Origin of the sequence: Nocardia farcinica (genome assembly GCF_029867845.1) — a bacterium.
Taxonomy (GTDB): Bacteria; Actinomycetota; Actinomycetes; order Mycobacteriales; family Mycobacteriaceae; genus Nocardia; species Nocardia farcinica_A.
The window spans coordinates 1-3,492 of sequence record NZ_JARWRU010001079.1 but is presented as its reverse complement, the minus strand read 5'-3'; the positions used below and the strand labels follow the sequence as shown (position 1 = coordinate 3,492).

The following is a 3,492-nucleotide window of genomic DNA, read 5'->3' as shown; positions in this document are numbered from 1 at the left end:
CGCGGGCGCCCACCCCCGCCATCGTCGACGGCCGCACCGGCGCGATCCCGGCCCGCCCGGTCCGCCACCCGCAGCGCAACGCCGCCCAGATCACCCGACCCGTGCCCCGGATCGTCCCGGCCCGCCACGACGACGGCGGCCTGCTCGGCGACCCCTCGATCCGCACCGCGCACCTGGGCGGGCTGGTCGACCGGGACGGGCTGGTGATCGTGCCGGTCGGCGCGCGCGACGGCGACCCGGTCGAGTTCATCGCCCTGCCCCGCTAGAACACCGGTCACCGGCGGCTGGTCCATAGTCAGGATCAGCCTGAGTCCGAGTGTGGCGCGCCGCGCGCGGGTCGATATCGTTTTCCGCGTCCGATTTCTTTTCCGCATGCCCACCGGATGCGCAGGCCGCGAAGGACCTCTCCATGACCGACAGTTCCCTGATCTGGGACGACGGTGCTCTGGTCACCATCGACCAGCGCGGGCTGCCGCACGAGGAGCGCCGGATGCGCCTGGCCACGGTGGACGAGATCATCGAGGCCATCGCGACGCTGGCCATCCGCGGCGCCCCCGCCATCGGCATCGCGGGCGCCTTCGGCGTGGTCATCGCGACCACCGCGCACACCCGCGACGGGGTGGTGGACGTGGCCGCGGCGCAGGCCGAGGCCGACCGGATCGTGGCCACCCGTCCCACCGCGGTCAACCTGGCCTGGGCGGTCACCCGCGTGCGGGCCAGGATCACCGAGGGCGCCGAGGCGGTACTGGCCGAGACACTGGCGATGCTGGCCGAAGACGGCCGCGTGAACCGCGCCGCCGCCACCCAGGCCGCCGACCTGGTGCAGCGGCTGTGCGGGCCGGGCAAGCTGCGGGTGCTCACCCACTGCAACACCGGCAGGCTGGCGACCAGCGCGTTCGGCACCGCCATCGGCGCGCTGCGGGTGCTGGCCGAACGCGACGCCATCGCCGACGTGCTCGTCGACGAGACCAGGCCGCTGTTGCAGGGCGCCCGTCTGACCACCTGGGAACTGGCCGAGGCAGGCATCCCGCACCGGCTCACCATCGACTCCGCGGCCGCCTGGGCCATGGCCACCGGTCAGGTCGACTGTGTGCTGGTCGGCGCCGATCGGGTCACCGCCGCGGGCGATGTCGCCAACAAGATCGGCACCTACTCGGTCGCGTTGGCCGCGCACCGGCACGGGGTGCCGTTCATCGTGGTCGCCCCCGAGTCCACCCGTGACCCGGCCACCGCGAGCTGGCGTGACATCGTCGTGGAGGAGCGCGGGGCGGGCGAGGTCACCGCCTTCGCGGGCACGCCGACCGCGCCCGAGGGAACAGCCGTGTTCAACCCGGCTTTCGACGTCACCCCCGCGGATCTGATCACTGCCGTGGTGACCGAGAACGGCATCGTCCACGGCACCGTCCTCGCGGCGGCCGCGCCGCGAGACGCGACAAGAACGGACGCGACGGCAACGGACGCGACGGCAGGCGATACGAGAACTGGCGACACGACGGGCGGCAACACGACGGACCAGGGTGCGGCGATCGCCGCCACCGCCCGCGAGCTGTACGCCCGCGGCTGGATGCCAGGCACCGCGGGCAATCTGTCCGTGCGCACCGGCGACACCGCCGTGGTCACCGCCAGCGGCCTGCCCAAGGGCGAGCTGGGCGCGGCCGACATGGTCACCGTGCGGATCGCCGACTCCGCCCCCTTGCCCGGCCAGACCCGGAAGCCCTCGGCGGAGACCACCATCCACACCGCCGTCTACCGCGCCACCGACGCCGCCGCGGTGGTGCACGTGCACTCGCCGTTCGCGACCGCGCTGGCCACCAGGGCAGGCGCTGTCGAGACCCCTGGCACCGTGCGGATCACCGGTCTCGAGCTCATCAAGGGCCTCGGCTGCGCCGACCCCGAGGCCGTCGACCTGCCGGTGTTCCCGAACTGGCGCACCGTCTCCCGCATCGGCGAGGACATCGAACGCCGGCTCACCGAGCACCCCGATGCTCCGCCGGTGCTGTGCATCTCCGGGCACGGCATCACCACCTGGGGGCAGAATCTCTCGCAGGCACGCGATCGCGCCGAGTGCCTGGAGGCGCTGTGCGAGCTGTTGCTGCGCACCGGCGGCGAGATCGTGTTCCGCCCACAGGATCAGCCCCTGCCCACGGGCCGACAGCGAACCACGCACACCGCTCTTTCGTAGATGGGACCACTGTCATGACTCTGCTCCAGGTGATGGCCGCCGACGACGCGGGCGCGGTGCGGCTGCGCACCACCGACGACGAGGCGATCGCCGCCGAACTCGCCGCGCACGGCATCGCCTTCGACCGTTGGCCCGCGCTCGACGACGCCGCGAGCCTGTCGTCAGAGGAGTTGCTGGAGCGGTACGCCGACAAGGTGGCCGAGCTCAACGCCGACGGCCGCTACCGCCACATCGACATCGCCCGTATCCACCCGGACGATTCCGACCCGTCCTGGCCGGAGACCGCGAAGGGCGCGCGCACCAAGTTCCTCGACGAGCATCGCCACGCCGAGGACGAGGTGCGCTACTTCGCCGCGGGTCGTGGCTGCTTCTATCTGCACCTCGGCGAGGAGGTGCTGGCCGTGGTCTGCGAGGCGGGAGACCTGCTCTCGGTGCCCGCGGGCACGCTGCACTGGTTCGACATGGGCGAGCGCCCCGACTTCGTCGCCGTGCGCTTCTTCGAGGAGGCCGACGGCTGGATCGGCGACTTCACCGGCGACAGGATCAGCTCCGGCTTCCCCACGCTCGACCAGCTGCTGACCGCGTCGTGAGCCGCCCCGATGTGATCGTCCTCGACATCGAGGGCACGACGAGCCCGACCAGTTCGGTCCGGGAGGACCTCTACGGCTACACCCGCGCCAGGCTCGCCGACTGGCTCGCCGAGCACGAGCACGACGCGGCGGCGCAGATCCTGGCGCAGACCAGGGCGCTGGCGCGGCGACCGGAGGCGGGCACCGGCGAGGTGGCCGAGATCCTGCGCGACTGGCTCGGCGGCGATGTCAAGGCCGAGCCGTTGAAGGCCGCCCAGGGGCTGATCTGCGCGGAAGGGTTCCGTGCCGGGGCGTTGCACGGCGAGTTCTTTCCCGACGTGCCCGCGGCACTGCGCGGCTGGCACGCGACCGGGCTGCGGCTGGCGGTGTACTCCTCGGGTTCGGTGCGCAACCAGCGGGACTGGTTCGCCCACGCCCGCGGCGGCGAACTCGGCTCGCTCGTCGACGCGCACTTCGACCTGAACAGCGCGGGCCCCAAGCGGGAAGCCGAATCCTATCGGCGGATCGCGGCGGCGCTTGCGGCGCCCGCCGAGCGGATCCTGATCCTGTCCGATCACCCCGACGAACTGGACGCCGCGGTGGCGGCCGGCTGGCAGGCGGTCGGGGTCCACCGGCCGGGCGAGCCGAACGAGCCGCGCCCGCCGCACCGGTGGATCACCTCGTTCACCGAGCTGTCCGACCTCGCCTGAGACCGGTCCTCGCGCCGAACCGGCCGCCGCC

At 72.8% G+C, this 3,492-nt stretch carries 3 protein-coding genes and 1 pseudogene; all 4 read left to right on the top strand.

Annotated features, from left to right (window positions below; translation table 11 throughout):
* A pseudogene (locus tag QH283_RS23805) lies at positions 1–266 on the top strand (NTP transferase domain-containing protein); the annotation flags it as partial.
* Positions 267–409: 143 nt separating this feature from the next.
* Positions 410–2,182 (top strand): S-methyl-5-thioribose-1-phosphate isomerase, encoded by a 1,773-nt coding sequence (gene mtnA, locus QH283_RS23800; protein WP_280505165.1) that lies wholly within the window; start codon positions 410–412, stop codon positions 2,180–2,182.
* A 14-nt stretch (positions 2,183–2,196) separates the two neighbouring features.
* Complete coding sequence (locus QH283_RS23795; RefSeq protein WP_280505164.1) at positions 2,197–2,772, top strand: 1,2-dihydroxy-3-keto-5-methylthiopentene dioxygenase; 576 nt, start codon at positions 2,197–2,199, stop codon at positions 2,770–2,772.
* Positions 2,769–3,461 carry an acireductone synthase gene (gene mtnC / locus QH283_RS23790; protein WP_280505163.1) on the top strand — a complete coding sequence of 231 codons (693 nt, stop codon included), beginning with the start codon at positions 2,769–2,771 and terminating at the stop codon, positions 3,459–3,461. The genes QH283_RS23795 and mtnC overlap by 4 nt, the downstream gene beginning before the upstream one ends.
* Positions 3,462–3,492: the final 31 nt, after the last annotated feature.

What these genes read in the sequence shown, in the direction of transcription:
- mtnA (WP_280505165.1), top strand. Translation starts at nt 410, where the DNA reads ATGACCGACAGTTCCCTGATCTGGGACGACGGTGCTCTGGTCACCATC.
- QH283_RS23795 (WP_280505164.1), top strand. Translation starts at nt 2,197, where the DNA reads ATGACTCTGCTCCAGGTGATGGCCGCCGACGACGCGGGCGCGGTGCGG.